34 protein-coding genes are annotated in these 25,705 nt (G+C 52.5%); 26 read left to right on the top strand and 8 right to left on the bottom strand.

Translation table 11 applies throughout. The features are described 5' to 3' along the window. Window positions 1-14: 14 nt before the first annotated feature. Together H7F31_RS23125 and H7F31_RS23120 are read right to left on the bottom strand one after the other, a co-directional pair. Window positions 15-224, bottom strand: coding sequence for a spore germination protein GerPB (locus H7F31_RS23125; protein ID WP_108996244.1), 210 nt, complete (start codon window positions 222-224; stop codon window positions 15-17). Then, window positions 221-454 carry a spore germination protein gene (locus H7F31_RS23120; protein WP_187100703.1) on the bottom strand — a complete coding sequence of 78 codons (234 nt, stop codon included), beginning with the start codon at window positions 452-454 and terminating at the stop codon, window positions 221-223. The genes H7F31_RS23125 and H7F31_RS23120 overlap by 4 nt, the downstream gene beginning before the upstream one ends. Window positions 455-596: 142 nt before the next feature. Between H7F31_RS23120 and H7F31_RS23115 the strand changes: the two genes are divergently transcribed. The 10 genes from H7F31_RS23115 (at window position 597) to H7F31_RS23070 (ending at window position 8,933) form a co-directional block, all read left to right on the top strand. Further along, window positions 597-1,022, top strand: a complete 426-nt coding sequence (locus H7F31_RS23115) for an Hsp20/alpha crystallin family protein (RefSeq protein WP_187100702.1) — start codon at window positions 597-599, stop codon at window positions 1,020-1,022. Between the two features lie 174 nt (window positions 1,023-1,196). Then, window positions 1,197-1,397, top strand: coding sequence for a hypothetical protein (locus H7F31_RS23110; RefSeq protein ID WP_087567113.1), 201 nt, complete (start codon window positions 1,197-1,199; stop codon window positions 1,395-1,397). A gap of 15 nt (window positions 1,398-1,412) precedes the next feature. Next, window positions 1,413-1,637, top strand: coding sequence for a hypothetical protein (locus H7F31_RS23105; RefSeq protein WP_187100701.1), 225 nt, complete (start codon window positions 1,413-1,415; stop codon window positions 1,635-1,637). 294 nt (window positions 1,638-1,931) lie between these two features. Further along, entirely contained in the window at window positions 1,932-2,366 is a 435-nt protein-coding gene (locus tag H7F31_RS23100) for a Fur family transcriptional regulator (protein ID WP_087567111.1), read from the top strand. A 12-nt stretch (window positions 2,367-2,378) separates the two neighbouring features. Continuing rightward, on the top strand, window positions 2,379-2,681 hold the full coding sequence (gene yidD, locus H7F31_RS23095; RefSeq protein ID WP_187100700.1) for a membrane protein insertion efficiency factor YidD: 303 nt from the start codon (window positions 2,379-2,381) through the stop codon (window positions 2,679-2,681). 624 nt (window positions 2,682-3,305) lie between these two features. After that, window positions 3,306-5,300: a methionine--tRNA ligase gene (gene metG, locus H7F31_RS23090; RefSeq protein ID WP_187100699.1), complete on the top strand. Its 1,995-nt coding sequence runs from the start codon at window positions 3,306-3,308 to the stop codon at window positions 5,298-5,300. A 152-nt stretch (window positions 5,301-5,452) separates the two neighbouring features. Continuing rightward, window positions 5,453-6,466, top strand: a complete 1,014-nt coding sequence (locus H7F31_RS23085) for a metal ABC transporter solute-binding protein, Zn/Mn family (RefSeq protein WP_222622718.1) — start codon at window positions 5,453-5,455, stop codon at window positions 6,464-6,466. Between the two features lie 78 nt (window positions 6,467-6,544). Next, on the top strand, window positions 6,545-7,375 hold the full coding sequence (locus H7F31_RS23080; RefSeq protein WP_187100698.1) for a metal ABC transporter ATP-binding protein: 831 nt from the start codon (window positions 6,545-6,547) through the stop codon (window positions 7,373-7,375). Next, entirely contained in the window at window positions 7,359-8,168 is an 810-nt protein-coding gene (locus H7F31_RS23075) for a metal ABC transporter permease (protein ID WP_187100697.1), read from the top strand. Before H7F31_RS23080 ends, H7F31_RS23075 begins: the two co-directional genes overlap by 17 nt. A 51-nt stretch (window positions 8,169-8,219) precedes the next feature. Beyond that, window positions 8,220-8,933: a cytochrome c biogenesis CcdA family protein gene (locus tag H7F31_RS23070; RefSeq protein ID WP_187100696.1), complete on the top strand. Its 714-nt coding sequence runs from the start codon at window positions 8,220-8,222 to the stop codon at window positions 8,931-8,933. 14 nt (window positions 8,934-8,947) lie between these two features. On the opposite strand, the gene splB is transcribed toward H7F31_RS23070, so the two are convergent. Continuing rightward, window positions 8,948-10,015: a spore photoproduct lyase gene (gene splB, locus H7F31_RS23065; protein WP_187100695.1), complete on the bottom strand. Its 1,068-nt coding sequence runs from the start codon at window positions 10,013-10,015 to the stop codon at window positions 8,948-8,950. 242 nt (window positions 10,016-10,257) lie between these two features. On the opposite strand from splB, the gene mntR reads away from it, so the two are divergent. Then, window positions 10,258-10,680 (top strand): transcriptional regulator MntR, encoded by a 423-nt coding sequence (mntR, locus tag H7F31_RS23060; RefSeq protein ID WP_108996235.1) that lies wholly within the window; start codon window positions 10,258-10,260, stop codon window positions 10,678-10,680. Window positions 10,681-10,766: 86 nt separating this feature from the next. Here the strand turns inward: mntR and H7F31_RS23055 are convergent, their stop codons facing one another. Beyond that, complete coding sequence (locus H7F31_RS23055) at window positions 10,767-11,102, bottom strand: hypothetical protein (protein ID WP_187100694.1); 336 nt, start codon at window positions 11,100-11,102, stop codon at window positions 10,767-10,769. 27 nt (window positions 11,103-11,129) lie between these two features. After that, on the bottom strand, window positions 11,130-12,119 hold the full coding sequence (locus tag H7F31_RS23050; protein WP_187100693.1) for a DUF1385 domain-containing protein: 990 nt from the start codon (window positions 12,117-12,119) through the stop codon (window positions 11,130-11,132). A gap of 184 nt (window positions 12,120-12,303) precedes the next feature. Here H7F31_RS23050 and H7F31_RS23045 point away from each other — a divergent pair, with 184 nt between their 5' ends. The 5 genes from H7F31_RS23045 (at window position 12,304) to H7F31_RS23025 (ending at window position 16,453) form a co-directional block, all read left to right on the top strand. Continuing rightward, window positions 12,304-12,828 carry a YqhR family membrane protein gene (locus H7F31_RS23045; RefSeq protein WP_187100692.1) on the top strand — a complete coding sequence of 175 codons (525 nt, stop codon included), beginning with the start codon at window positions 12,304-12,306 and terminating at the stop codon, window positions 12,826-12,828. Between the two features lie 93 nt (window positions 12,829-12,921). Continuing rightward, window positions 12,922-13,368, top strand: coding sequence for a type II 3-dehydroquinate dehydratase (gene aroQ / locus H7F31_RS23040; RefSeq protein ID WP_187100691.1), 447 nt, complete (start codon window positions 12,922-12,924; stop codon window positions 13,366-13,368). 21 nt (window positions 13,369-13,389) lie between these two features. Then, the gene (locus tag H7F31_RS23035) at window positions 13,390-14,463 is read left to right on the top strand and encodes a M24 family metallopeptidase (RefSeq protein WP_315970515.1); all 1,074 of its coding nucleotides are present in this window, start codon (window positions 13,390-13,392) and stop codon (window positions 14,461-14,463) included. Window positions 14,464-14,490: 27 nt separating this feature from the next. After that, window positions 14,491-15,048, top strand: a complete 558-nt coding sequence (efp, locus tag H7F31_RS23030) for an elongation factor P (protein WP_187100690.1) — start codon at window positions 14,491-14,493, stop codon at window positions 15,046-15,048. A 151-nt stretch (window positions 15,049-15,199) separates the two neighbouring features. Continuing rightward, on the top strand, window positions 15,200-16,453 hold the full coding sequence (locus H7F31_RS23025) for an aspartate kinase (RefSeq protein WP_087567097.1): 1,254 nt from the start codon (window positions 15,200-15,202) through the stop codon (window positions 16,451-16,453). Between the two features lie 83 nt (window positions 16,454-16,536). Here H7F31_RS23025 and H7F31_RS23020 read toward each other — a convergent pair whose 3' ends face one another. The 3 genes from H7F31_RS23020 to H7F31_RS23010 form a co-directional block, all read right to left on the bottom strand. Further along, on the bottom strand, window positions 16,537-16,998 hold the full coding sequence (locus tag H7F31_RS23020) for a DUF441 domain-containing protein (RefSeq protein WP_187100689.1): 462 nt from the start codon (window positions 16,996-16,998) through the stop codon (window positions 16,537-16,539). A gap of 151 nt (window positions 16,999-17,149) precedes the next feature. Continuing rightward, window positions 17,150-17,863: a 2-phosphosulfolactate phosphatase gene (locus tag H7F31_RS23015; protein WP_187100688.1), complete on the bottom strand. Its 714-nt coding sequence runs from the start codon at window positions 17,861-17,863 to the stop codon at window positions 17,150-17,152. Between the two features lie 18 nt (window positions 17,864-17,881). After that, window positions 17,882-18,709 carry a phosphosulfolactate synthase gene (locus H7F31_RS23010; protein ID WP_261800106.1) on the bottom strand — a complete coding sequence of 276 codons (828 nt, stop codon included), beginning with the start codon at window positions 18,707-18,709 and terminating at the stop codon, window positions 17,882-17,884. Window positions 18,710-18,868: 159 nt separating this feature from the next. On the opposite strand from H7F31_RS23010, the gene H7F31_RS23005 reads away from it, so the two are divergent. The 10 genes from H7F31_RS23005 (at window position 18,869) to accB (ending at window position 25,680) form a co-directional block, all read left to right on the top strand. After that, entirely contained in the window at window positions 18,869-19,135 is a 267-nt protein-coding gene (locus tag H7F31_RS23005; RefSeq protein WP_179215434.1) for a YqhV family protein, read from the top strand. A 100-nt stretch (window positions 19,136-19,235) separates the two neighbouring features. After that, on the top strand, window positions 19,236-20,279 hold the full coding sequence (spoIIIAA, locus tag H7F31_RS23000) for a stage III sporulation protein AA (RefSeq protein WP_187100687.1): 1,044 nt from the start codon (window positions 19,236-19,238) through the stop codon (window positions 20,277-20,279). Beyond that, a complete protein-coding gene (gene spoIIIAB, locus H7F31_RS22995) occupies window positions 20,264-20,782 on the top strand; it encodes a stage III sporulation protein SpoIIIAB (protein ID WP_187100686.1) in 519 nt (172 codons plus the stop codon). The genes spoIIIAA and spoIIIAB overlap by 16 nt, the downstream gene beginning before the upstream one ends. Window positions 20,783-20,796: 14 nt before the next feature. Continuing rightward, window positions 20,797-21,000, top strand: a complete 204-nt coding sequence (gene spoIIIAC / locus H7F31_RS22990) for a stage III sporulation protein AC (protein ID WP_068686620.1) — start codon at window positions 20,797-20,799, stop codon at window positions 20,998-21,000. A 9-nt stretch (window positions 21,001-21,009) separates the two neighbouring features. After that, window positions 21,010-21,405, top strand: coding sequence for a stage III sporulation protein AD (gene spoIIIAD / locus H7F31_RS22985; protein WP_087567091.1), 396 nt, complete (start codon window positions 21,010-21,012; stop codon window positions 21,403-21,405). Between the two features lie 8 nt (window positions 21,406-21,413). Next, window positions 21,414-22,667 (top strand): stage III sporulation protein AE, encoded by a 1,254-nt coding sequence (gene spoIIIAE, locus H7F31_RS22980; RefSeq protein ID WP_187100685.1) that lies wholly within the window; start codon window positions 21,414-21,416, stop codon window positions 22,665-22,667. Window positions 22,668-22,701: 34 nt separating this feature from the next. Then, window positions 22,702-23,418: a stage III sporulation protein AF gene (spoIIIAF, locus tag H7F31_RS22975; RefSeq protein WP_261800551.1), complete on the top strand. Its 717-nt coding sequence runs from the start codon at window positions 22,702-22,704 to the stop codon at window positions 23,416-23,418. A gap of 67 nt (window positions 23,419-23,485) precedes the next feature. Further along, the gene (spoIIIAG, locus tag H7F31_RS22970) at window positions 23,486-24,115 is read left to right on the top strand and encodes a stage III sporulation protein AG (RefSeq protein ID WP_187100683.1); all 630 of its coding nucleotides are present in this window, start codon (window positions 23,486-23,488) and stop codon (window positions 24,113-24,115) included. A gap of 48 nt (window positions 24,116-24,163) precedes the next feature. Continuing rightward, window positions 24,164-24,769, top strand: a complete 606-nt coding sequence (locus H7F31_RS22965) for a SpoIIIAH-like family protein (protein ID WP_187100682.1) — start codon at window positions 24,164-24,166, stop codon at window positions 24,767-24,769. 410 nt (window positions 24,770-25,179) lie between these two features. Next, on the top strand, window positions 25,180-25,680 hold the full coding sequence (accB, locus tag H7F31_RS22960; protein ID WP_087567087.1) for an acetyl-CoA carboxylase biotin carboxyl carrier protein: 501 nt from the start codon (window positions 25,180-25,182) through the stop codon (window positions 25,678-25,680). Window positions 25,681-25,705 lie beyond the last annotated feature (25 nt).

Below are 25,705 nucleotides of genomic sequence, written 5' to 3'. Positions count from 1 at the left end.
CCTCCCTTTGTTTATTACGAATGATCTGGTCTTGGCAGCGGCACAAAAGATAGCGGATTATCCGTAGACAGCTCGGGGGCGGGGCCAGAGAAACCGCCTGAATTGTAGAGCTGGGACATGGATCGAATGGCGCCGGCGCTGCCTACCTGCAGCACGGAGCTGTTCGATAGGCTGTCGACGTGCAGAGAATGGATCGTAATGTACTGATGAATGGTCCAACTCATACGATATTGACTCCGTTAGGGACATTCGTATTGTCCTGAATATCGGGATCAACCGAATTCGTTGCGCTGACCGCATTGTTCGAATTCGTCAAGCTTCCGGTCAAGAAGGAGCCAGAACCGGCATACGTCTTGGAGGTGCTTGAAGGAGACACCTGTACAGTATCTCCGAACTGGACGATGGAGCCGCCTCCCGTGCTGACGATTTTTACAAAACCGACAACTGCTGGCATGTCATATCACCTTCCATATTAGACATTGATATGGATTATTGTATGCGGCATTCGCCCAGACGTTACCGCTGGGCAAGTGTCCATGTATCTCGGTGCCGCATACAATGTGAGCAGAGACTGCGTGCGGAAGGATGAGGACTTTATGGCATCGAGATGGGAAGAGCTGGAGAGATGGATGGAAGGGCAGCATCTGCCCAAGGGCTTCGAGGTAATCCGCGAACCGGATTGGGTCGAGAAATTCGTTCGCGGTTTGATGACGAAGGCATTGCCGGAAGCATCGGAAGTCATGAAAGGGAAGGATACGCCCGGCATTACGGAAACCGAACATTCGATCACGGTACAATTCCGGCTCCCTCCGGGAGCGCGAAGAGGAGATATCGGACTATATGTGCGGGAGGACCGTCTGCGTATCGTAGATCGGGAAAGCGGGAGTCGTACGATGGTTCCGCTGCCCGTGCTGGTGCAGCCGAAGATATGCCAGGCGGCAGTGAAAAGCGGCATCTTGTACATCAAACTCCGCAAGCGCAGAGCTTCGAAACAATATATGGAGCATTACATTCGGTGGTAATGGAGGAAACTTGGACTAAATTGTCACCAAATCGACGGAGTTTGCCCTGCAATCGGACTGGATAATAGAATCGCAATTTCGTATAATGTCATATGTGTATATGTTGGTATAATAAATGCGAGTTCAAAAAGACCGAAAGCGGACTTTTTGCAACCGTTATAAGGAGTGTCGTCGGTGACGTTGGTAGATGTCAGCAGCGTATCCGCATCCCTGTTCATATTGGGGGTTGTATTCCTGCTTTTAATATTCGGTCTGCTCAGCTTTGGGATCTTGCGTATGTTCCAGCAGCAGTTTCGAGCGGGTTGGTACAGCTTCGCGGGAGCGATCGTGAGCTTTGTTGTTTTTATGTTTATTCTCAATAAGTGGTATTTGTAAATCGGGGGCTATGACGTGTTCTGGACTGCGGTATGGTTTGTATCGAATCTATTTTTTGTAGCGGCTTTAATCACATTCCTATTCGTTCATCGCGCATGCACGATGGCGGCTCAGCAAGGTGCGGACGCGGGGAAGATGACGAAGCTGAGGCGCGGAAGATTATGGGCCGGCATGGCCAGTGGGGTCGGTTTTGTCGCGATGTGCGCCAGCTTCCTTATTAATATGAGATTGAACGGATAGGGCTCTCATTGACGGGAGTCTTTTTTTTGGGCATTATGAAGATAGCGCAACTTGAAGTTTAAAGTCATCTCACCCGAGATGGATCACCTCTAAGAGGTCGTTCAAAAAGTTCGCTTCCCATTACGAAGTCATCCTAGAAGCATACTCGACGTCGAATATTGAATTCAGCCGAACCTTCCGGTGCTCACGTAGCTTTCACTACGCTCCGCTCCTCAGGTTCTAGCTTCATCCAATCTTCTCGGTACTGATAACCGAACTTTTTGAACATGCACTCTAAGAGTCGGAGGGTCAACTATGCATACAGTAGAGGAAATTGTAGGACGCATGTCCAGTCAAGGGCTGCGGGTAACGGATCAAAGAAAGACGCTGGCAAAGCTGTTCGCAGATTCGCCGGGATATCTATCTCCTAAGGACGTCTATGAATACATGTGCAAAAAGTATTCCGGACTTAGCTTCGATACGGTCTATCGGAATCTGAGGGTAATGGAAGAATTGGGTGTGCTGGAGCAGGTCGTCTTTGAAGAAGGCGTCAAGTTCAAGTTGCATTGCCGCGAGCATGAGCATCATCACCATCTCATTTGTTTGCAGTGCGGGCTGACTTATCCCATTACTTACTGCCCTATGGAGCAGACGGTTGTTCCGGACGAATTCCGCGTCGTTAAGCATAAGTTCGAAGTATTTGGATATTGCAAGACATGCGTTCAGGAAGATGCAGCCGCACAGGGTTAAGGAGGACTAGCCATGAATTCCGACAGCGGCAACGACGAGACAACGGCAACAAGGAAGAACAGGCGTTGGTCGCAGGCCGTCGTCAAGGCGCCTGTCGTGTTCTACCGGAAGGTGATCTCGCCTCTCAAGCCGCCGACTTGCCGGTTCTATCCGACCTGCTCGGCTTACGCGCTGGAAGCGATTGAGCGCCATGGCGCTGCGCGAGGGAGCTGGCTGGCTGCAAAAAGAATCGCGAAATGTCATCCGTTCCATCCCGGCGGTTTTGATCCGGTCCCGGAGCCGGCGGTACGACATCAAGGCAAGGGCGCGCAGTAGCTTCATGCCTTCAGCGATGGCCTGACGCGATTGTGCGAGTGCGTTCTTGACAGAGCATGGCGAATTTGAGTATAGTAGCATCATATCAGCATTGCCAGCGAATGGATAAGTACAGCGGGGAGCCTTCCAAGAGAGCCGGGCATAAACGGTGCGAGCCGGCAAGGGGAGACGCTGGAAGATGGTCCGGGAGGCATCGCTTTCGAGCTTGGACATGGACCAGGCAAGGGAGTGACGCATGCGCAAGCGTTAACGGCGCCAGTCGTCCCTCAGTGACGGCGAATGAAGCAGTTGATGACAAGTAGGCGGAGGTTCGATGGAATATCGGGCGCACCCGCTGCAGCATCGGCTGGAATTTGGGTGGTACCACGTGAGATCAGCTCTCGTCCCATATTGGACGAGGCTTTTTTGCGTTTCAATAGGATGTTCAAAAAGTCCGCTTTTGATCACGAAGTATGCCAAGAAGCCTACTCGACATCGAATATTGAATTCAGGCGAAACTTCCGGTGCTCACGTAGCTTCCACTACGCTCCGCTCCTCAGTTTCTACCTGCATCCAATCTTCTCGGTGCTGAAAACCAAACTTTTTGAACTCTCGCTTTAAGCACAATCCTAAGGAGGAATTTCGATGGCTAATCGCAACAAAACGTTTTATTTGACGACGCCGATCTATTATCCAAGTGACAAACTTCATATCGGCCATGCCTATACGACTGTGGCAGGGGACGCAATGGCGCGGTATAAGCGTCTGCGCGGCTACGATGTATGGTACTTGACGGGTACGGACGAACATGGCCAGAAGATCGAACGCAAGGCGAAGGAGAAGGATCAGACCCCTCAGCAATTCGTGGACAACATCGTCGTCGGCATTAAGGAATTGTGGAGCAAGCTCGAAATTTCCAATGATGACTTCATACGTACAACGGAGGATCGCCACAAAACGGTCGTCGAACGAATCTTCCGTCAGTTGCTGGAGCAGGACGATATTTACAAAGGAACCTATGAAGGCTGGTATTGTACGCCTTGCGAATCGTTTTTTCTGGAGCGCCAGCTCGAGGGCGGCAATTGTCCGGACTGCGGGCGTCCCGTCGAATTAGTCAAGGAGGAAAGCTACTTCTTCAGAATGAGCAAATATGCGGACCGTCTGCTGCGGCACTATGAAGAGAATCCTTCCTTTATTCAACCGGAATCCCGGAAGAATGAGATGATTAACAATTTTATTAAACCGGGACTTGAGGATCTCGCGGTCTCACGGACGACGTTCGATTGGGGCATCAAAGTGCCTGGCGATCCCAAACATGTTATCTACGTCTGGATCGACGCTTTGTCCAACTATATTACGGCGCTCGGCTACGGCGAAGAGAATAGCGACTCGTTCGAACGTTTCTGGCCGGCGGATGTTCATCTCGTAGGCAAGGAGATCGTTCGGTTCCATACGATCTACTGGCCGATCATGCTGATGGCGCTCGACCTGCCGCTGCCGAAGCAAGTATTCGCGCATGGCTGGCTGTTGACGAAGGAAGGCAAGATGTCGAAGTCGAAGGGGACCGTCGTGGATCCCGTCGTTCTGATTGACCGTTACGGACTCGATGCTCTTCGCTACTATTTGCTGCGAGAGGTGCCATTCGGCGCAGACGGCGCGTTCACGCCCGAAAATTTCGTCGAACGGATCAACTTCGATCTCGCGAACGATCTGGGCAATTTGTTAAACCGGACGATCGCGATGATCGACAAATATTTCGACGGCTCCGTACCGAATTTCGCTGGCATTGTTACGCCGTTCGACGAGACGCTGCAGCAGTTCGCTGCCAATACGATCAGTCAGGTGGAAGAAGCGATGGAGAGCATGGAGTTCTCCGTTGCATTGACTTCACTGTGGCAATTCGTGAGCCGGACGAACAAATACATCGACGAAACGCAGCCTTGGGCGCTTGCCAAAGATGAAAGCAAACGAGGCGAACTGGCATCCGCGATGTATCATCTGGCGGAGTCGCTCCGTCTGGTGTCGATTATGCTGCAGCCATTCCTGACGCATGCCCCGGTCGAGATGTGGAAGCAGCTAGGTCTTTCGCCGGGCGGGTTGACGGACTGGGAAGGCATGAAAAAATTCGGCTTGACGCCAGGCGGCACCCGCGTCGCGAAGGGCGATCCGCTTTTCCCGAGACTGGAGACGGAAGTCGAAGCGGCTTTTATCGCTGCATCCATGAGCGGGGGCGTTAAGGCGCCTGAAACGCCAGCGGCGGAGAACCGAGCATCAGGAGCTGCCGACGCTTCGGCGGCGAGTCGACCGGACGAAAAGCCGGAGATCGGCATCGACGAGTTCGCGAAGGTGGAGCTGCGCGTCGCTCAAGTGCTGGCTGCCGAGCCTGTGCCGAAGGCGGATAAACTCCTGAAGCTGCAGCTTGATCTCGGGTACGAAACGCGTCAGGTTGTATCTGGCATTGCCCGCTACTACAAGCCTGAGGAGCTGGTCGGCCGCAAAGTCATCTGCGTAACGAATCTAAAACCGGTCAAGCTGAGAGGCGAGATGTCTCAAGGGATGATATTGGCTGCATCGGAAGGCGAGCAATTAACGCTTGCGACGGTACCTGACAATATGCCCAATGGCGCCATTGTAAAGTAGTAACGAAAGCCGCTCCTCTATCTTACTCGATAGGTAGGAACGGCTTTTTTTTGTAATCATGGGAAATGATATTGACAACTTCGATCTTACGGACTTATAATTCTAAAAGTAATCATAACGATTACTATTAAGAGGATTGGAGAAACAATACTATGAAACTATCCCATTCGCAACGTCCCTTCCGTCCAATAGCTGCTGCCATGTTATCCGCAATGCTGGTTATCGCGGGCTGTGCAGGCAATAATAATGGCAATGCGGCAGCCAATAACACAGCAATCAATCAGCCGGCTTCCGCAGCGCCTGAGGTTGAAAAGCTGTCCGTAGTGACAAGTTTCTATCCGCTTTATTATTTGACCTCGGAGATCGGGGGAGAGCATGTCGAGGTGACGAACCTGATCTCGTCCGGCGTAGAGCCGCATGACTGGACGCCCAAGAGCCAAGACCTGAACAAGGCGTCGAAAGCGAAGCTGTTTCTGTACCATGGAGCCGGGCTTGAGACTTGGGTCGAAGATTTCACGAAGGGCCTCTCCGGAGACAGCGACGTCATAGTCAAAGCTATGAGCGAGGGAATCGATCTGATCGAAGGCGAAGAGGACGAGGACGAGGATTCTCACGACCACTCCCATGAGGATGAGCATCACCACGCTATTGATCCGCATACCTGGGTAAGTCCGAAGTCCGTGCTTGTCTTGGCGCAGAATGTAAAGAACAGTCTGATTGCCGCGGACGCCGATAACGCTGCAGTCTATGAACAAAATTATACGGCGCTCCATGGCAAGTTGACGACGCTGGATAAGGACTACGCGGAGAAGCTTGGCGCCGTGAAACAAAAAAATATCGTCGTATCCCACCAAGCCTTCGGTTACTTGGCCAGAGATTACGGATTGACGCAGGTATCCATTATGGGGCTTAATCCCGACGCCGAACCAAGAGCGCAGGATATTCTTAAGATTGCGAAATTCGTCAAGGAAAATGACGTGAAGTATATCTTCTTCGAGGAGCTTGTATCGGATCAGCTCGCCGTAATGCTTGCGAACGAAGCAAAGGTAGAGACAATGGTGCTTAACCCGCTGGAAGGATTGACGAAGGAGCAAGAGAAGGCTGGCATTACCTACTTGAACCTGATGCAATCGAACTTGCAAAATTTAGTGCAGGCATTACAATAGAATAGATCTGGTTCATTTTTCGGAGCTCCCACGGCTCCGATTTTTCCTTTTACCCCATAGCTTCGAGGAGAGAATGCAATGTCTATAATTACTTCCGCGGCCGCAACGGACGACGGCTGTCGCAACCATAACGATGTGATTACGGTCGATCATGTCTCGTTCGCCTATCAGCACAAACAAGTGATGGAGAACGTCAGCTTCAGCGTCAAGGAGCGCGACTTTATCGGTCTTATCGGGACGAACGGCGCAGGCAAAACAACGCTGCTTCGAATGATCGTCGGTCTTCATAAGCCCGGCTCCGGCCAAATTCGGCTATTCGGCGAGCCGGTGGGCAAGTTCAAGGAATGGGAGCGGATCGGCTATGTGCCTCAGCGCAACGCCTTTAATCCGCAATTCCCCGCAACCGTACATGAGGTTGTCTTGTCAGGTCTCTACGGCCGCAAGAAACTGTTCAAGAGACTTAACCGCGGCGATCATACAAAAGCTTCGGATGCCATGGACGCGATGGGCATAACCGATCTTGGCGAAAAGCGGATCGGCCAGCTGTCCGGGGGACAGCAGCAACGCGTGTTTCTTGCCAGGGCGCTTATTAACAGTCCGTCGCTGCTTATCCTCGATGAGCCGACCGTTGGCATCGATGCGGAGACGCAGGAGAGCTTTTTCCATATGATCAAGCATATGCATCAGCATCATAACATGACGTTCCTGATGGTATCGCATGACATGGAGATGATTCGAGGTTATCTTGGGGAAGAGCCTGCTTCCAGCGCCGGCAAATTGCACTTTTACATCAAGCATTCGCATGAAACCCAGGATTGCGTCGAGAGCAATCTGGCTCATAGTCTCAAGGGGCTCCGGGAGCGGATGGAAGGCGGAAGAGAGGTTATCGCAATTGGAAATTCTAACTAGCGAATTCTTCCAGAAGGCGCTGCTTGGCGGGTTATTCATCGGCATTACGGCACCGCTTGTCGGTCTGTTTCTTGTGCTGAGGCGACTGTCGATGATCGGGGATACGCTGTCGCATGTCGCTATCGCAGGCGTTGCGCTGGGTTTCTTGACCGGCGTATATCCATTAGTGGCTGGCATCGTATTTTCTATCGCAGCTTCCTTCGCTATAGAAAAGCTCCGCAAAGCCTACAAAACATACGCGGAGCTGTCGCTTGCGATCATCATGTCCGGCGGGATTGCGCTTGCTTCGATCTTGTTCACGCTCGGTCAGAGCTACTCGATGAACGTCAACAGCTATCTGTTCGGCAGCATCTATACGTTAAACAGTACTGATCTATGGATTATCGGCGGCGTTACGGGAGCTGTATTAATCGTCATCGGCACCCAGGTAAAGGAGCTCTTCCTGCTCACGTTTGACGAGGAAGCGGCCGCCGTCAGCGGCTTGCCTGTCCGATTCTACAATGTTATGATAAGCGTACTTACGGCCCTTATTATTAGCGTTTCTATCAAAATAGTAGGAGCATTGCTCGTCTCGGCATTATTAACGATTCCAGCCGCTTGCAGTCTCATCATCGCGCGCAGCTTCAAACAAAGCGTTATCGCTGTCGTAGTGATCGGCGAGTTCGCGCTGTTGTTCGGGCTTATCATCGCAGGCGTTTGGAACCTGGCGCCGGGCGGAACAATCGTGCTTCTTTTGATCTTCATTCTGCTGCTTTTGCTGGCATCGCGCCGAGGTTTGCGTCTCTTTAACTAACGGTTGGAGAGACCCTGTTCCAGGGCATATGTGAAAGGTGGTTGAAGATAGTTGTCTGACATGAATTTATGGATAGCGTTAGGCGCGGGTTTTGCATCCTTTATCTCGCCGTGCTGTCTGCCGCTCTATCCTTCGTATTTATCCTACATAACCGGCATTTCCGTGTCGGAGCTAAAGGATGCCGACAAAACAAAAGGCAAGCGATTGCTGATGATGTCGCATACTTTGTTTTTCGTTCTTGGCTTCAGCACCGTTTACTATACGCTCGGGTATGGCACTAACGTATTCAGCGAATTTTTTAGCGAATACAATGCATTGATTCGGCAATTGTCCGCCATACTTATTATTTTAATGGGATTGTTTTTGATGGGCATCTTCAAGCCGGGGCTGCTGATGAAGGAGCGTCGGATGAATCTGGTTCCTAAGCGTGCGGGATATCTCAGTTCATTTGTGTTCGGCATTGGTTTTTCTGCCGGTTGGACACCATGCACCGGGCCTGTATTAACAGCCATTCTTGGATTGGCGGCTTCCGAGCCCGGCACCTGGTTCGGCCTTACGACGGCATACTCGCTTGGCTTCGCCATACCCTTCTTCGTCTTGGCATTTTTCCTGGGCACGGCGCGCTGGATTCTGAAGTATTCGGCCAAAGTCATGAAGATCGGGGGCGGAATCATGATCCTGATGGGCATCCTGCTCTTTACGGATCAGATGACCCAAATTACAATCTGGCTTAATATGATCACGCCCGAATGGCTCAAATTCTGATTTAACAACCTTTTTTAAGTGAAGTATTCGATTCTTGCTTCAGGGAATCGCTCGAAGATGCGCTCCGAAATGAACAGCCGGAGCGCATCCGCTTGTTCATCGGGGTATACGTATTTGCCTTGGCCCCAGCGGCCCCACTTGTACTTTCGCTTCTCTATGTCCATCTCCAGCTTCGTCTTGGGATATCGTTTCTCTATGACCGACTTGGCCGTCTTTGTGAAGCGATGTTGAATAAGCTCGAAGGTTAGATCGGTTCGCGCATCAAGCGGCAGCGCTTCGTCCAGCGAGTCGATCAGCTCCCCGTAGCCGTCCTGCCATCCGTCGAACCAGATGATCGGTGCAATGATGAAGCCGATGGGGTAGCCGGCTCTCGCGCATTTCGCGGCGGCTTCGATCCGCTGCTCGAATTTGGACGTCGCAGGTTCGAAATGTTTGATGACATACTTGCTGTTCACGCTGAAGCGGATGCGCGTGTTGCCGTTATGGTTGGCATCCAACAAGGAATCGACATGATGGAATTTCGTCACGAAGCGTAGCCTTCCATTCGGCTGCTGCCCCATAAAGTCGATCAGTTCCCTGAGACTACCGGTTATAGGCTCCAGACCTACGGGATCGGAAGTGCAGGCGGCTTCGAACCGGGTTGTTTCCGGCAATCGTTCCTGAATATAGCCTAGCGCTGCGTCCATGATTTCATCCGTATTGACGTACACGCGAATATAAGGCTTTGCTCCAAGCGTGGTCTGCAAATAACAATAGTGGCAATGCGCCATGCATCCCGTCGCGATCGGAATGGCGTACTCCGCGGAAGGCTTGGACGTGTCGAATTTAAGGGTCTTGCGTATACCTACGACAAGCGTCCGCTTGGCAATGCGGTATTGTTCCAGCTCGGTATCCCCTGGCAGGTTCGTTATACGGTTATGCGACGTCGTCATCCGATAGGGAATGCCTGTTTCCTTCGCCCATTCGAAAATCCGTTGTCCCTTGGGATAATCCAGCGCCGCCGGTTCAAAATAGACAAGCTCCGGCACAAAAGACAGGTCTGACGTCTTTTTACGGTTTCGTTCGATCGTCTGTACCGCCATTTGTCATTCTCCTCTTCTTGAAATAAAGCCGCACCGTCAAAGCGCAGCTTGTTACGTCTTACGGGTTAGTGTTTCAGATTTGAGGAAGCGGTAGTCAAGCTTGCGCGATCAGATTATGGGATGAACCCGCTCAAGCAAGCGAAGGGGGGCGGCAAGGTTGCAGCAAGCTGCACCACAGTGTATGATACAATGAGTGAAAACCGCGCTTCGGCTGGATGCGCGAGGTAAGGAGGCTAACGCGAGTGCCGACTCCGAGCATGGAAGATTATTTGGAGCGAATTTATAAACTCATCGAGGAAAAAGGGTATGCGCGGGTCTCTGACATTGCGGAGGGTCTCGAGGTTCACCCGTCTTCCGTTACGAAGATGATTCAGAAGCTGGATAAGGACAGCTATCTGATCTATGAGAAATATAGAGGTCTCGTCCTGACGAACAAAGGCAAAAAAATGGGCAAACGATTGATGGAGCGCCATGATCTGCTGGAGTCCTTCTTGACGACGATAGGCGTACAAGAAGAGAACATATACAAGGATGTCGAAGGAATCGAGCATCATCTAAGCTGGGATTCCATTACTTGCATCGAGACGCTGGTGGAATACTTCCGTAGAGATCCCGGCCGATTGGACGAGCTTCGGTCGCTGCGAAGCGAACTGGATAACGATTAGACGTACATACGAATGATTGGTCAGACAACAATAAGGCCGTTGGAACGATACCTGCATCGTTTCAACGGCCTTATTGTTGTGTCTGGTTAATGATATTTAGGCGTATCTTCGTCATCCTTGCCGCCCTCTATGACTCTGAACGGTATGGTGCGGGATTTGGTTCTGTCCTTCTTCGACTTGGATTGCGCTGTCGTCTTGCGCGGTGCGTAAGCGTTGCGGCCGCGCTGTCCATATCCTCCCTGATTGTTGCCTCTCAAGAAGGAAGGCGGGTATTTGTAGAGGAGGAAGATGCCGCCAATAATGATGATTGGAAGTAGAAACTGAATCGGGTTGCTGCTGGTAATTCCTTCGACGAACCCGATTACGATGAGCAGAGCCACGACGATTCCCGCGATCATCCAGCCTTTCGATCTGCTTCGCATCCTATCACGCCTTTCCGTAAAGAGGGATTAAATAGCTTTCGGCTCGTTCGCCGAAAGGGTTGCTCCGGCAGCTGCCTGACGGTCGAGCTCAAGCATGCGCTTAAAGGAAGCGATAGATACCTTCACTTGCTCGTCGTTCGGTTCCTTTGTCGTGAGCAACTGCAGCCACAAACCCGGATACCCGAGGAAACGCAGAACGGGAACCTCGCGTACCGAGTTGGTCAGTCTGAGAACCTCGTAAGATAAACCCAGAACCGCGGGGAGCAGCAGGATGCGGAGGTAGATGCGCTCCCAGATGGTCTCCCATTCAAAGATCGGCATGGAATATACGACAACCCCGACAATAACCGTGAAGACGATAAAACTGGAACCGCACCGGTAATGGAGCCGGCTGTACTTCTGCACGTTCTCGACGGTCAACTTTTCGCCGGCTTCATAGGCGCTGATTACTTTATGTTCGGCGCCATGATATTGGAACAGCCGTTTAATAATCGGCGTCAAGGAGATGAAGTAGAGATAGACCAGCAGCAAGATGATTTTAATAAGTCCCTCCAAGAGGTTATGACCGACTTGACTGCTGAATGCCTTGGCGAACAGAAGATCTTCGATCGCGGCGGGTACGGCGGTAAAGATCAGCTTGCCGAAAATAAAAGACAACACGCCGGCGACCGCTACGCTCACAATCATGCCGAGACTAAAACCTTTTTTCTCGGGCTCCGCTTTTTTGGGTTCGTCTGCCTTGCCTTCCTCGGCCGTCTCGTCTTCCGCGTAGGCTTCCATCGAGAAATTCAGATGCTGCGAGCCCTTTGCGCTGGATTCGACAATGCCGACGACTCCGCGAACTAAAGGGATTTTTTTGAGCCCGGTTACCCAGCGCTTGGAGCTTCTAGGCACTTCATAAAATTCAATCTCATCGTTCTTGCGCCTGACTGCCGTCACGTTGACGTGTTTGCCCGCGAACATGACGCCTTCGATGACGGCTTGTCCGCCGTAAATGTTTCTAGGTTCCTGAGGCAAAGGTTGGTCACCATCCTTGAATAATAACTAACTGAACTTCCTTCTATTGTACTTGATCTAAACAAGGATTGCGAGTGCGCGCGGGTTGCCGTATGCGGCCTTTCCCGACTTTCTCTGATTATGGAACGCCTGAAATATCCATACTATATGGACAGCAAGTCAAAAAAGCGGGTGGCGCCGCTTAATGAAGAGGAGCGCGATCCAAGTGAAGAACAGGCAATCAGATAAGGATACCTATAGCGACCATCATACGAATCGTTGGCTGTACGCGGTTCATATAGGGTTGTTCGCCGGCTTGATCTGGGGCAGCATAAGGTGGATGTTTTATAGTATGAAATTCACGACGGAACTGCCGGGGTTTCTGATGGAGCCATTTTTCCGGCATCATTTTCTAATCAGCTATTGGGGCATCGTAATCGGCATTGCCGGTTTTATCGTCTTCTCTATTGCTGCAGCGTTGTTGTATACAGCATTACTCGGTCGTTTCAGAGGACCTTGGCCGGGCATCTTTTATGGCTTGGGCTGGTGGGCGCTTATGTTTTTGGCGGCAGGTCCACTGATCGGCATGACGAGTAGAGTGAATGCGGCAGGCTGGAACACGATTTTATCCGAGCTGTGCATTTTTACGCTCTGGGGCGTGTTCATCGGGTACTCGATTGCTTTCGAATTCACGGACGAATCGTCCCGAGAACCGGCAACAGCGAAGTAATGGACTTGGCGCTTCTCAAGCGGCGGGCATTTGTGGTAAAATGTCTAATGATTCAGGCGCTAGAGGTGAGCTAGCCGCATGGGAGGAACCACAATGCGCAATATCGCAGTGTTCAACGGTCCGAATTTGAATATGCTCGGCATTCGAGAGCCGGGCGTTTACGGCAACAATTCCTTGTCTGCTATCGAAGAAATGATTGCGGACAAGGCGAAAGAGCTCGGCGTGGAGGTAACCTGCTTCCAGACCAATCACGAAGGGGAAATGATCGATCGAATCCATGCGACCTATGGGACGATGGACGGAATTATTATTAATCCCGGAGCCTGGACGCATTACAGCTATGCCCTGCGAGACGCGTTAAGCTCGGTATCGTTGCCGATCGTCGAGGTTCATCTGTCCAACATTCATAAGAGAGAGCAGTTCCGGCATGTGTCGGTAGTGGCGCCTATCGCGTTTGGCCAAATTGCGGGCTTAGGAGCCATCGGTTATACGTTGGCGCTGGAAGCGCTTGTGCATGAGCTGAACCGCGAAGGCGCATAAGCGTAAAGGGAGTGACGACAAATGAGTATGGAGAGATTGAACCGTCTTCGGGAGCTTATGGAAGAAAGCCGGCTTGAAGCTTTGTTAATCGCAAGCTCGCATAACCGGCGATACATAAGCGGATTTACCGGAAGCTCGGGTTATGTGCTCGTGACCGGCGACAAGGCTGTGCTGCTGACGGATTTCCGTTATCGCGTTCAAGCGGCGGAGCAAGCCAAAGGGCTCGACATCATCGAGCATGGCACCAGTCCGCTGGACGAAGTCAGAGAGCTTCTGAAAGGATGGGGCATAGGCAAGCTTGCCTTCGAACAGGAGCATGTTACGTTCGCTGAGCATGTCCGCTGGAGCACGTTGCTTAAGGACATCACGCTCGTACCTGCCGAAGGTTTAATCGAGAAGCTGCGGATGATAAAGGACGAATCGGAGCTTGCGATTATGCAAGAAGCAGCCGACCTGGCGGATCGTACCTTCACCTATATTACAGGGCTGATTCGCAGCGGCATGCGCGAGACCGACGTAGCGCTGGAGATGGAAGTGTACATGCGCAGCAATGGCGCGACCAGCTCTTCCTTCGATACGATCGTTGCATCGGGAGAACGCTCCGCATTGCCGCACGGCGTGGCCAGCGAGCGTGTGATCGGTACGAACGAATTTATCAAGCTGGACTTCGGCGCCTATTACAAAGGTTATTGCTCCGATCTGACGCGTACGGTCGTTATCGGGCAGCCGACGGACAAGCACCGCGAAATTTACAACATCGTGCTGGAAGCGCAGCTTCATGCGCTCGCGAACATTCGTCCCGGCATGACGGGATTGGAAGCCGACGCGCTGGCGCGCAATACCATTACGAAATACGGCTATGGAGACATGTTCGGTCATGGCACCGGCCACGGTCTTGGCATGGAGATTCACGAATCTCCGCGGTTGTCGAGGCTTAGCGACACGATTTTAACCCCCGGTATGACTGTAACGGTGGAACCCGGCATCTACTTGCTCGGCTTCGGCGGAGTAAGGATCGAGGACGACATCGTTATAACGGATTCCGGCATTAAAATATTAACCTCATCCCCGAAAGAGCTTATCTGCCTGGGATAGGAATTTTCATTCAGGAGGGAATCAGCAATGATTTCAGTAAACGATTTTAAGACAGGCCTTACGGTTCAAGTGGAAAACGACATCTTTACAGTACTTGACTTCCAACACGTGAAACCTGGCAAAGGCGCGGCCTTCGTACGCTCCAAGCTGAAGAACCTCCGCAATGGCAACGTCGTTGAAAAGACATTTCGCGCAGGCGAGACGATCGGCCGCGCTCAAATCGAAAACAGAGCCGTGCAATACCTCTACAACGCCGGTTCCGAGTACACGTTCATGGACAACGAGACATTCGACCAGTTCAATCTGGAGAAAGATCAGTTGGAATGGGAGCTTAACTTCCTGAAGGAAAACATGACCGTTAACATCTCCAGCTACCAAGGCGAGATCCTTGGGATCCAAATGCCGAACAGCGTTGAGCTGGCCGTTACGGAAACAGAGCCTGGCGTAAAAGGCAACACGGCGCAAGGCGCAACGAAAACCGCGAAGGTGGAGACTGGCCTTAATGTTCAAGTGCCGCTCTTTATTAATGAAGGCGACGTTCTGCTTATCGATACGCGCGAAGGCAAATACATTTCCCGCGCATAAAATGGCAGTTAAAAAGCTTGCGAACCGTCCGGCTTAGTCGGACGGTTTTTGTTTGTCGAAAATTGATGCTGGAAAGTATGTTCATAGGCAAGCAGGCTGTGTTATAATATCATCTTGTATGTATATGTCAAGGTTGGGGAGTGAATCAGCTTTGTCTTTGGTCGTGATGAAGTTTGGAGGCAGTTCCGTAGGGACGCCAGAGAGAATGCAACGTGTAGCTAAACGTATTATCGAGAAGCAGCAAGAAGGCAACGACGTCGTCGTGGTCGTGTCCGCCATGGGCGATACGACGGACGACCTGATTGATCAATCGAAGACTTTGAACCCGAATCCTCCTGCTCGCGAGATGGATATGCTGATGACGGTCGGCGAGCAGATTTCGATCGCTTTATTGTCTATGACTGTTCATGGTTTGGGCGGCAAGGCCGTATCGTTTACAGGCTGGCAAGCCGGCATGCGGACGGATGCGGTTCACGGCAAAGCCAAAATTATCGATATAGATGGAAGTCGCGTGTTCAAGGCGCTTAAGGAAGGCAATGTCGCCATCGTCGCAGGATTCCAGGGCACAAGCGAAGAAGGCGATATTACGACGCTTGGCAGAGGCGGCTCCGATACGACGGCCGTGGCGCTGGCTGCCGCGCTTAAAGCCGATGTATGCGAGATTTATACCGACGTAGACGGCGTCTACTCGACGGATCCGCGTGTCGTTAAGAACGCGCGCAAGCTGGAAGAAATTTCGTACGACGAAATGCTGGAGCTTGCTCATCTTGGCGCGGCGGTTCTGCATCCGCGAGCGGTGGAATATGCGAAACATAACAACGTGCGGTTGGTCGTTCGTTCCAGCTTTACCTATAACGAAGGGACAAGTGTGAAGGAGGAAGCAGTTATGGAGCAAGGCGTGGTCGTGCGGGGCATCGCATTTGATAAAAACGTAGCAAGAATAAGCATTCTAGGCGTTGAGGACGTACCAGGCGTGCTCGCTAACGTATTCGGCGCGCTTGCAGCCGAAAGCATCGATGTTGATATTATCGTGCAAAGCGGCGTGGCGGACGGCAAGGCCGACTTCTCGTTCACCGTCTCCGGCGATGATCGAGAGAGAGCTATTGCCGTTATCGAAAACAATCGTGCCGAGGTGCCGTTCCGCGAAACGAATTCGGAGAGCGGATTGGTCAAGGTATCCATCGTTGGAGCAGGTATGGTCAGCAACCCTGGAGTTGCCGCTACGATGTTCAAGGCTATCTCCTCGATCGGAGTCAGCATCAAGATGGTCAGCACATCGGAGATTAAAGTATCCTGCGTCATCAACTCAGAGCCGCTTGCCGATGTCGTTCGTGCGCTTCACACGGCATATGGCCTCGACACGACTGAACAAGTTTTTGTCGGCGGTCCATCGGAACGGAGATAAACAATAGCTGCAAAAAGAGGGCGTCATCCAGGCTGTTATCAGCCTGGGCGGCGCCCTTGTTGTTTTATTCGGTATATGTAGGGTCAGGATTCACCGCTTAGCATTTGAAACAGCTTATACAAGATGGCGGTAATGCCGGCCGCCATTAACGGCCCCACCGGTATGCCTCGCAGTACGACGATGCCGACGATGGAACCAAGCACTAGTCCTGCGATGATTTGAGGATCGATCCGAAGCAGATCAAGACCCTTGCTATTAATATAGGTCGCTGCAGCTCCGCCGATCAGGGCGAGAATGCCTTGCCAAGAAGTGAGCACGCTGCTGAAGTCCTTCCATCCGATTTTCCCTGCCGCGAACGGCACAAGCACGCTGAGCGTCAGAAAAAGAAGGCCGAGCTCCAAGCCGCGGCGTTCGATGCCGGGGAGGAACCTCTCCAGATGAACAAGCTTGATCGCCAGCAATATGCAGGCCGCTGTCGCGATGATGGACGAGCGGCCGACGACACCTACAATGATTAAAGCTACCAATATGATTTGACCTGTCATCTTGATATGCTCCCATTCCCAAGCGGATTGAACGGCCACTACAACTATAAGTTCAAAAAGTACGGTTTTGAACAACCTCTTAAGCGCCTACAATCATTATATGGACGGGCTGAGATCAATATGTCAATCCTCTTGTAAGTGCACAGCGATTCTATCGCCGCGACACAAGCACATCGCCGACGAGGTACGGAACCTCTTGTAACGTATTTACTCTCGCGCAATAGGCTATATCGCTCTTCTGTCCTAACTTTAACAGACGTTTCCCGGAGGCGCTGTTCATTAAGATCGTCTCCATGCGATCGCGATTATCGGCATACAAAGATTCCATTGCGGTACCGAAGTCGTCCGTCTCTAAGGAGACGTCTCCCGGCTTGCGCAGATGATGCAGAAGCAAGCCGGCGCATAATCCATCCTCGAGCGCGAATTCGTCATGGCTTCCCGCGCACATGATGATGATGTCGCGCTTAAGCTCCAGAGCGAATGCCGCGCACGTTTCAGCGTTCAAGAGCGAGGCGGCAATGACGTGATCGGCTCTCGTAGATTTATGAATGGCCCTGGTCCCATTTGTCGTCGTCAGAATGACTTTTCGTCCTTTTACGGTATCAGAGTTGTACTCGGACGGAGAATTGCCTAAGTCGAACCCGGCGATCCGGCGGCAAAAGCGCTCTCCGCCAAGCAGATCTCCGGGGCGGTGCAACGACTTTGCGTCCATGACGGTCTCCGCGGGCAAGACGCTGGACGCTCCGGCAGACAGCGCGGCAGCAATGGTGCTGGTCGCTCTAAGCACGTCGATGACGATAGCGGTCTTGTGATGGAACTTCGCGGCGCAAGCTTCGTTAACACTGGATATGACTTGAACCATCATGACGGATGTCCTTCTTTCTTAGATCATATAATCGATTTCATAGACATGGCGTCCCAGATGGAAGGTGTCGGAGCGAAGTCCCCGTCTCATCGCTTCAAGCGCAAGCGCATCTCCCGGCGCAATGTTGCCCAGATGGACCGCTGGCCCGAATTGCCGCAGCAGTTCGACCTGCTGGCTCTTGAGCGGAGCTTCCCACATCAGCTTGCCGGCATGTTCCACTCTCTTAAGAACGCTCTCCAGCACAGCCTCCTTGCATTGCCCCTTCTCGTCGAACAGGCCGACATTAAGGCCGGATTCCCGTGCTTCTACAGTCACGAGCTCCGCACCTGCTTCCCAGTCGCAATGCGCCGTGAAGGCCAGCTCTTCCGGATCTATGACGGATCCCTCGGCCTTTTTGCCGTATTCGGTAGTAACGATGAAACCTCTGCGAACGCATTCCTTTATTAGCGAGGTGCGACGAATGCGATTCAGATCGATTGTACCGTCTGATATTTCGATCCCGGTAAAGCCGAAATGCTGCACGGTATCCAGAAATTCGCGGGTAACGTTCTGCTTGATGGCGGCTTCCAGCAACGTTCCTCCGGGCAACGTTACGATGCCATGCTCGCTAGCCATTCGAAGTTTTTGCCTGAGCAGCTCGGAATCATAAAGAACCGACGTTCCGAATGCAAGCTTGAGCATGTCGACGTATGGGCTTGACACTTGGAGAAAATCAGTGAGGCTATGGAGTCCAAGTCCTTTGTCAATCACCATGGTCTTGCCAAGCTGCAGTCTGCGGTCTCTTCCTCTAATGCCGCTAGGGTCCTTTAATAGCTGATGCCAGTTGTCTGATACAGCAGTTCTCATCATGTTCGTCTCCTTCGGTGCTTCTCGCAGGATGAATTTCCGGTACAACATTGATTCACTATATGCGGGTGGTCTTGGGCTGGTGTCCGGCATGAAAAGAAGAGAAGCGCGCATATAATGGGACAAGGAATCCAAGACCTTTTGAGGAGGAATCATGCTGTGATAAACAAAATCGTGATGACAATGGCGTCTTTGCGCTTGATGTCGGGCACCATTGAAATATGCGCTGCGCTGCTGATGCTGCGTCTCAATCAAATCGACAAGGCTCTTGTCGTTAATTCGTCGCTTGCCCTTGTAGGTCCGCTCGTCCTAATCGCAACGACGACGATCGGCTTGGTCGGATTGTCGGATAAGCTGTCTCCGTCCAAATTTATTTGGGTGGCGGTCGGCGTCTGTTGTCTGATGATCGGAATTTTAAAGAAATAGTAGAGTCGAACTCTAGCAATAAGAGAGAAGCTTTGCATATTGTCCCAGAGACAAGCATACATATGTAACGATCAAGGACAAACATCCGGGAGTGAGAAGAATGCTTGCACAGGTGTCGCATCTGCTGCCGCTGGAGCTAAAGCGTCTGCTCGAGGGATTGCCTGCGGATATTAAGGGGCAGCTCGAGGAAATTCGCATTCGCGAGAATCGTCCGCTTGAGATCGCCTATGGAGGTAACAGCCGGTTCATCACCGCGGATTCGGGCATATTGCAAGATGCAGAAGGCGCGGTGAAGCCAACGGCCGAGCAATGCAGAAAGCTGCTGGAGAGAATAACGAATTATTCCTTGTACGCCATGGAAGAAGAGCTTCGCAGAGGCTACATTACCGTATCGGGCGGTCATCGGATCGGACTGGCTGGGAGAACCATACTGGACGGAGGCATTGTTCGGGGCATTCGAGACATCGGCGGCTTCAACATCCGGATTGCCAGGGAAGTCATTGGCGCTTCCGTCCACCTGCTTCCCAAGCTGCTGGATCGTACTCGGCAGTCGATCGGGTCGACGCTCATTCTGGCGCCGCCGCAGCAAGGGAAGACGACATTGATACGTGATCTGGCCCGTGCAATCAGCTATGGCGCCTGGACAGGCATGACGGGGATGAAGTGGCGGGGAAGGAAGGTAGGCATCGTAGACGAAAGATCGGAGATTGCAGCCTGCGTCCGAGGAATTCCTACCTTCGACATTGGCCCTCGAACGGATGTCATGGACGCTTGTCCCAAAGCTGAGGGGATTATGATGCTGTTGCGGTCGATGTCGCCGGAGGTGCTCGTTGTCGATGAGGTTGGCCGGCCGGAGGACGCAGACGCCATACGCGAAGCAAGCCATGCCGGGGTGGCGATTATTGCAACCGCCCATGCCTATGACATGCAGGATGCTAAGGGCAGGCCGGAGTTGAACAAGCTGATTCAAGACGGCACATTCGCCCAGATCGTCGAGCTTAAGCGTACGAAGGAAGGAGTCATGCACAGAGTCGTCAGACTTGGCAACTCGCCTAATTCGCCGTCTGTCGGTTCGGAGACGGGAGAGCGAAGCTTGCTTAGCTTCGCTTCCCGACAGCGGGATGAGCCATGCTCGGGGTGCTAGGCGCCATTTTGATTATCGTGGCGGGCACGTTGATCGGCTTTCAGCAAGCGGCGCGATTCGCGGAGCGGCCGAAGCAGCTTAGACAGCTCTCGCATGCCCTGCAGCGGCTTGAGACCGAGATCGGTTACGGGCATACGCCTTTGCCGGAGGCGCTGGAGAGAACGGCATCGGCGACTGCGCCTCCCATCTCCCCCATTTTGCGAAGCGCGGCCGAAGGGGTATGGAAGGCGGAAGGGCCAACGTTTCAGGAGAGCTGGAGCGCCGCGGTTAAGCAGCATTGGAGGGATACGGCCATGAAGGCCACGGAGATGGGCGTTCTGATCCGATTGGGAACGACGCTTGGCATTAGCGACAAGGAGGATCAGATGAAGCATCTTCGGCTCGCCCTGTCCCAGCTGAAAGCGGAAGAAGAGTCCGCGCGAGACGATCAAGCCCGTTACGAGAAGATGTGGAAGAGCCTTGGCGTATTGCTGGCTGTACTGATCGTCATTTTGATGGTGTAAGAGGTGCGCTGCTTATGAATATCGATGTGAGCGCCATATTCCAGATTGCGGGGATCGGCATTATTATCGCCATGATCCACTCCGTGCTGAAGCAGATGGGGAAGGAAGATATGGCGCATTGGGTAACGGTTATCGGATTTGTCGTTGTGTTGTTCATGGTGGTCCGCCTATTAAACGAACTTTTCCAGGAAATAAAGACGATCTTTCTGTTCCAGTAGGTGAACGCGTTGGAAATGATTCAAATCATCGGTCTCGGCTTAATCGCAACGGTTCTGATTCTCGTCATCCGGGAACAGAAGCCCATGTTCGCCTTCTTACTGGCGGCGTTCACGGGATTGTTCATCTTCCTGTACGTCATCGGCAAGATCGAAGCGGTCATCACGGTGCTTGAAGATTTGGCCAGCAAGTCGGGCATCCCATCCATTTATCTGAAGACGGTGCTCAAAATTATCGGAATCGCGTATATCGCGGAATTCGGAGCGCAGATCGTAAGGGACGCGGGTCTGGAGAGCATCGCTTCAAAAATCGAATTTGCCGGCAAAATATTCATTCTCGTAATGGCGGTTCCCATCATTAACGTTATCGTCGAGACGGTCATCGGACTATTGCCGGCGGGGAGCTGAATGAAGAGATGACAGGATCAGGACCCCGTGCAAGGGCCAAGCTGCTGCTTATGATTTTCCTGATTGCGCTGGCCTTCCAGCTGGTGCCGGCCGTCCTTCAGGCAGACGCTTCCGCGGTGTCGTTGACCGAAGAAGGCAAAGAAGGCTGGAGACAAGATGGGACAACTGCCGCAACGGATGCGATGACGAAGGATCAGCTTGCCGGAGTCGACACGGAGGGCGTTGAGGCGTACTGGAGCAAGCTGAGCAGCGAATACGGAGGATTCTTCCCCGAAGGAAAGATGCCGACATTCCGCGAGATGCTGCTTCCAGGAGGCGGCTTTAAACTGACGGACGTGCTGCAAGGCCTGGTTCGTTATCTGTGGCATGAAGTGCTCTACAACGGCAAGCTGCTTGTTACAATCGTCCTGCTGACCGTATTCAGCATGGTGCTGGAGACGATGCAGTCGGCATTCGAAAGAAGCGCGATCAGCAAGGTCGCGTACGCCATTACGTTCATGGTTCTCGTCATCATCGCGGTGAACAGCTTTCATGTCGCCATCGGTTACGCCAGAGATGCGATCGAAAGCATGATTACATTTATGCTGGCCATGGTGCCGCTGCTTTTGACGCTCCTGGCATCTATGGGCAGTCTCGTGACGGTGTCGGTGCTGCATCCGCTTATTATTTTTATGATCCATGCCGTAGGTACAGTCATTTACACGTTTGTTTTCCCGCTTCTGTTTTTCTCGGCCGTGCTGCATATCGCAAGCGCGTTGTCCGAGAAGTTCAAGGTGACTCAGCTGGCGAATCTGCTCCGAAACGTCGCTATCGGGGCTCTCGGCATCATGTTGACGATCTTCCTCGGCGTCATCTCGGTGCAGGGCGCGACAGGCGCCGTTACGGACGGGGTGACGCTGCGGACAGCGAAATTTGTCACGGGCAACTTCGTTCCCGTCGTGGGCCGAATGTTCTCGGATGCGGCGGATACCGTTATCTCCGCTTCCATGCTGGCAAAGAACGCAATCGGCATCGCGGGCGTCATCGTCCTGCTGTTTCTGAGCGCATTCCCTGCACTGAAAATATTGACGCTGGCGCTCATCTACAATGTGGCAGCTGCCGTCATGCAGCCGCTCGGCGATTCGCCGATCGCGGATACGCTACAGACAATCGGGAAAACGATGATCTACGTTTTCGCCGCGCTTGCCGCAGTAAGCCTGATGTTCTTTCTTGCCGTAACGATCATTTTGACGGCGGGCAATGCGGCGTTAATGACCAGATAAAGACGGAATTATTAAAGGAGGTGAGCGGAATGTGATGACTTGGCTCAGCGACTGGCTGCGGGACATTATTGCCGTCATTCTGCTGGCTGTGCTGGTCGAGCTGCTGCTGCCAAACAAGGCGATGCAGCGGTATGCCAGACTCGTTGTCGGTCTGTTCATCCTCCTGACCATTCTGTCTCCCTTGCTGCGGCTTTTCCAGGAGAATATCGGTTCCAAGCTGGACGCAAGCATCCAAATTTGGGATGAACGCACGATGGAGAGAAACGTGAAAATGCCAACGCTTTCGGAAATTGAGCGCAAAGCGGCCGAACTTTCGGAACAGCGCGGTCAGGAGACCTCGAAGCTTGTGGAACGCACGCTGGAGAGCGGGATGCTGGCCGAGCTGCGGAAGAATGCCGGTAGCGCCGTAGAGTCTGTGGATGTCGCATTAGTTTGGGGAGAGAAGCGGGGAGAGAACGACGTTCCGGACATCGGCGGCATTACGATCACGCTCAGAGCCATGCAGAGTTCGGAGAGGGAAGAGGAAGTGCCGGTTGCGGAAGAAGTTGAGGAAGTGCAGCAGGTGTCGGTGTCGGTGCAGGTGTCCGTAGAAGCATCGCCCGAACGAGAGGAGCAATCGGGCACTGGTTATCCTGGCACCCGGGATGAATACGCCGAAGTGAAAGGTCGCGCGGCAACGGAGATCCGGGAAGTCATTTATCAAGGCTGGGGGGTGCATAGAGACCTCATTCTGATCAGGCAGCGCGCTTGACGACGGAATACAGTTCAGGCACAGCTCGCTATACATGCAGGCATTCCCCTTGGGAGGTTGGGTAAACGTGGCAAAATGGCTGGAAAATTTGGAGGCGGCGGTCGGCGGCGGTCCCAGCGGTCCGAAGCGTGTCCGAACTCTTCGCATCCTGCTTATTGTTGGCGGGATCGGCGCCGCGCTGATGCTTATCAATTCGTTCCTGCCATATAAGGACGTGGAATCGTCGGCGCAGGATCCTAATCCGCCCCCCGCTGCCGAGGAGGCTTGGAATCAAAGCCAGGTTTTAAATTCACCCTTCCAGCAGATCGAGCATGCACTGGAGACAAGGCTGGAGGAAATATTGGGCAAGATTGTCGGTGTCGGCTCGGTGGACGTTATGGTAACGGTCGATTCGACCGAGGAAATCGTCTTGGGCAGGCACAGTCAAGAGACGCAATCAAGCACCGACGAGAATGACAAAAACGGGGGAACTCGCCAAATTACATCTATCAGCCGGGATGGACAGGTCGTGTTATACGAGGTGTCCGGCGATCAGAAGCCGATCGTCACCAAAACAATCAATCCCAAGATAAGGGGCGTTCTCATCGTTGCTCAAGGCGCTGAGAATACGACGGTCAGAAGGCTCATTACGAGCGCGGTAGAGAAAGGCGTCAGCGTCGCCGTGAACAGGATTGAAGTCGTGCCGCGCAAGCAATAACAATGCAGTAAAGATATGAACGAAAATAATATTTGGGAGGCTGTTTCTATGAACACAAAAAGACAAACGATTTGGTTAGTATCCATGTTAAGTCTGATGGTCGTCCTGTCCGCATATTACCTGTTCACGCAGGATCTTAACGATGCCGACAAACTCTCGGGCAGCGGAGCGGAGACGGAAAATGTCTCCGAGGTGAACGGCGGAAGCGGCATCGTAGTCGATCAAGTCGATCAAGGAAATGGCGAGATGAGCGAAAAGGACAAAGCGGTATTGGCCGAGATGGAGCGTAACGGCATGGCGTCAAGCGGTTTGTTCGCAGATCTGATGTCGAAGCGCGAGGGACAATACGCGGAAGAGGAAGCGCGCATCTATGCCGTCATCGCGAACGTCGAATCCTCGGATGAGGAATTCGCGGCGGCGACGAAGGAGATGGAATTGCTGGAAGACAAAAATTCGCGAATTACAAATCTGGAAATCGCGCTCCAGGACAAATACGAGATGGCGCTTATCTCGCCGGAGAACGATCGTTATAAAGTCGTGGTAACAAGCGACAAGCTGGAGAAGAAGGAAGCGGCCGGCATTATCGAGCAAGTCATGAAGACGCTCGAAGTCAAGCCGGAGCAAGTCACCGTGCAATACGTACCGGCGCCGTAATATCACGGCTTGCCAATCGCAATCCGCGCATCGTCGGCACCAGGCCGCTGATGCGCGGATTTTTTGAAATACAGGAAAGTATATGATTTCGCCGTACTTTCTCTATATTTCTCGGAACGAAACGCGCCTCGTCGCGAAGGACGGCGACAGCCGTTGCGCCTTGCCGCATTAGAACTTGAAAGTTTTCGATCTTGTCGGAGAAGTGAAATTCTTATCCAACGTCGCATTGTACTCGTTTTTATTGCAATGCAAAAATAAAGGGTCATATATAGAAGGTAATTGTCCGTAAACGGAGAATTATTCTAATCATTGCATGTTGAAAAGCGTATTCCGACAAAAAAAAATTCGTGTTGGCGGCAATTTATGCTATAATACAAAACGTTATGTGAAGAAGAGGAGTGATTACGTTCATGTTCAAGTTGAGCGAAATTAAAGAATTGGTTAAACTTATTGACCAAACTTCCGTTCAAGAGCTGGAAATTGAAAACGAAGGAGCACGTCTGCATATCCGCAAGCCGGGAAAAACCGAAGTGGTGAATGTGCAAGCGGCTCCAATTACGCATACATACTCCGCAGCGCCTGCCGCCACTCAGCCGTATACCGCGGCCGGACAGTCCGAAGCACAGCCAGCTGCCGCTGAGTCAGCGGCTCCCAAAGCCCCGGCGCCGGATCTGCACCAGATCGTGTCGCCTATGGTCGGCACGTTCTACAGCGCGCCGTCTCCGGAAGCTGCCGCCTTCGTGAAAGCCGGCGACCGCGTGACCGAGAAGTCCGTCGTCTGCATTTTGGAAGCGATGAAGCTGATGAACGAGCTGGAGGCGGAAGTGAAGGGCGAGATCGTCGAAGTGCTCGTCGCCAATGGACAACTCGTCGAATACGGCCAACCGCTATTCCTTGTGAAAGCGGACTAACACTTCTCGTTCGAAAGGGGTTCCC

The sequence above is a fragment of the Paenibacillus sp. PAMC21692 genome, assembly GCF_014303795.1.
GTDB lineage: Bacteria > Bacillota > Bacilli > Paenibacillales > Paenibacillaceae > Pristimantibacillus > Pristimantibacillus agaridevorans.
The sequence above is the reverse complement of the archived record's forward strand: the minus strand, read 5'-3'. Positions and strand labels throughout refer to the sequence as shown.

What these genes read in the sequence shown, in the direction of transcription:
- H7F31_RS23125 (WP_108996244.1), bottom strand. Translation starts at nt 224, where the DNA reads ATGAGTTGGACCATTCATCAGTACATTACGATCCATTCTCTGCACGTC.
- H7F31_RS23120 (WP_187100703.1), bottom strand. Translation starts at nt 454, where the DNA reads ATGCCAGCAGTTGTCGGTTTTGTAAAAATCGTCAGCACGGGAGGCGGC.
- H7F31_RS23115 (WP_187100702.1), top strand. Translation starts at nt 597, where the DNA reads ATGGCATCGAGATGGGAAGAGCTGGAGAGATGGATGGAAGGGCAGCAT.
- H7F31_RS23100 (WP_087567111.1), top strand. Translation starts at nt 1,932, where the DNA reads ATGCATACAGTAGAGGAAATTGTAGGACGCATGTCCAGTCAAGGGCTG.
- yidD (WP_187100700.1), top strand. Translation starts at nt 2,379, where the DNA reads ATGAATTCCGACAGCGGCAACGACGAGACAACGGCAACAAGGAAGAAC.
- metG (WP_187100699.1), top strand. Translation starts at nt 3,306, where the DNA reads ATGGCTAATCGCAACAAAACGTTTTATTTGACGACGCCGATCTATTAT.
- H7F31_RS23085 (WP_222622718.1), top strand. Translation starts at nt 5,453, where the DNA reads ATGAAACTATCCCATTCGCAACGTCCCTTCCGTCCAATAGCTGCTGCC.
- H7F31_RS23080 (WP_187100698.1), top strand. Translation starts at nt 6,545, where the DNA reads ATGTCTATAATTACTTCCGCGGCCGCAACGGACGACGGCTGTCGCAAC.
- splB (WP_187100695.1), bottom strand. Translation starts at nt 10,015, where the DNA reads ATGGCGGTACAGACGATCGAACGAAACCGTAAAAAGACGTCAGACCTG.
- H7F31_RS23055 (WP_187100694.1), bottom strand. Translation starts at nt 11,102, where the DNA reads ATGCGAAGCAGATCGAAAGGCTGGATGATCGCGGGAATCGTCGTGGCT.
- H7F31_RS23045 (WP_187100692.1), top strand. Translation starts at nt 12,304, where the DNA reads ATGAAGAGGAGCGCGATCCAAGTGAAGAACAGGCAATCAGATAAGGAT.
- aroQ (WP_187100691.1), top strand. Translation starts at nt 12,922, where the DNA reads ATGCGCAATATCGCAGTGTTCAACGGTCCGAATTTGAATATGCTCGGC.
- H7F31_RS23035 (WP_315970515.1), top strand. Translation starts at nt 13,390, where the DNA reads ATGAGTATGGAGAGATTGAACCGTCTTCGGGAGCTTATGGAAGAAAGC.
- efp (WP_187100690.1), top strand. Translation starts at nt 14,491, where the DNA reads ATGATTTCAGTAAACGATTTTAAGACAGGCCTTACGGTTCAAGTGGAA.
- H7F31_RS23020 (WP_187100689.1), bottom strand. Translation starts at nt 16,998, where the DNA reads ATGACAGGTCAAATCATATTGGTAGCTTTAATCATTGTAGGTGTCGTC.
- H7F31_RS23015 (WP_187100688.1), bottom strand. Translation starts at nt 17,863, where the DNA reads ATGATGGTTCAAGTCATATCCAGTGTTAACGAAGCTTGCGCCGCGAAG.
- H7F31_RS23010 (WP_261800106.1), bottom strand. Translation starts at nt 18,709, where the DNA reads ATGAGAACTGCTGTATCAGACAACTGGCATCAGCTATTAAAGGACCCT.
- spoIIIAA (WP_187100687.1), top strand. Translation starts at nt 19,236, where the DNA reads ATGCTTGCACAGGTGTCGCATCTGCTGCCGCTGGAGCTAAAGCGTCTG.
- spoIIIAB (WP_187100686.1), top strand. Translation starts at nt 20,264, where the DNA reads ATGCTCGGGGTGCTAGGCGCCATTTTGATTATCGTGGCGGGCACGTTG.
- spoIIIAC (WP_068686620.1), top strand. Translation starts at nt 20,797, where the DNA reads ATGAATATCGATGTGAGCGCCATATTCCAGATTGCGGGGATCGGCATT.
- spoIIIAE (WP_187100685.1), top strand. Translation starts at nt 21,414, where the DNA reads ATGACAGGATCAGGACCCCGTGCAAGGGCCAAGCTGCTGCTTATGATT.
- spoIIIAF (WP_261800551.1), top strand. Translation starts at nt 22,702, where the DNA reads ATGACTTGGCTCAGCGACTGGCTGCGGGACATTATTGCCGTCATTCTG.
- H7F31_RS22965 (WP_187100682.1), top strand. Translation starts at nt 24,164, where the DNA reads ATGAACACAAAAAGACAAACGATTTGGTTAGTATCCATGTTAAGTCTG.
- accB (WP_087567087.1), top strand. Translation starts at nt 25,180, where the DNA reads ATGTTCAAGTTGAGCGAAATTAAAGAATTGGTTAAACTTATTGACCAA.